This window comes from Photobacterium chitinilyticum (assembly GCF_004104355.1).
In the GTDB taxonomy this organism is placed as follows: domain Bacteria; phylum Pseudomonadota; class Gammaproteobacteria; order Enterobacterales; family Vibrionaceae; genus Photobacterium; species Photobacterium chitinilyticum.
The window spans coordinates 1-766 of sequence record NZ_RJLM01000105.1; the positions used below are offsets into that span (position 1 = coordinate 1).

General features: G+C 45.2%; 1 protein-coding gene. It reads right to left on the bottom strand.

Going from position 1 to position 766, the window contains the following annotated elements; all coding sequences use genetic code 11:
* Nucleotides 1-660: 660 nt before the first annotated feature.
* Nucleotides 661-766, bottom strand: a 106-nt coding sequence (locus EDI28_RS27595) for a type II toxin-antitoxin system RelE/ParE family toxin (RefSeq protein ID WP_199287504.1), incomplete at its 5' end; no start/stop codon positions are given.

Below are 766 nucleotides of genomic sequence, written 5' to 3' on the forward strand. Positions count from 1 at the left end.
CCTCATCGGGCGGGGCAAATTTAACAAGAAAATCAAGCGGACAAAAAACACTCGGCATTTCAGGTGCAAAATGAAGTTATGCGTTTACGCACTTCATATCAATATCTGCGCGTTGTTTTTCGCCGCTTATTTTAGGCGTTATGCACCTTAGAGCCAAGTTCATCGATGGTAGAATGTTCATCGCATATTTCCACGATTTCTCTGGCTATTCGTTCAGCGAAAGGCTGCCTGAAAGTTCAGAGAACAGCAGGTTGTCGTTTTCTTTGTCGCCTTTTACCCTGGCAATTCAGCCGTGAGTTTCCGTCGTTACATTGCTTTGAAAGGGCAGCAGCTTGTCTTAACCAATAGTGCGGTGCAGCAGCCAATCAAATCTGTATCAGGTTGTCATTCAAGTTGGTCTGGCTCAAGGTTTTGAAAGTAAATCTGAATTATTGGAGTCTGCGCTTGTTGTCTGCATGCCGCAGTCTCATCAAGCGTGGAAAGATTATCGGCCAAGTATGCTCGCAGTAATGGATGGAGTTGCATAACAAAGCAATCAAGGTGACCCATTACACTCGGCGGTTTTGGTATGAGGTTTGGTGCGCTTTGCGGGGTTTGCGTGGGGCACCTTATCGCAGGCGTTACAACCACTAGGCATTCTTCTGCTCAGTGGTTATAAAATTAGTAAAATCGTTTTACGTCTCGGTAAAAATTTTCGTGTGAGCCTAAAGCCATGAGTTCGAGAATAACTGTTCCGTCCTCATAGCTGTATCCAAGTAGGGTAAGC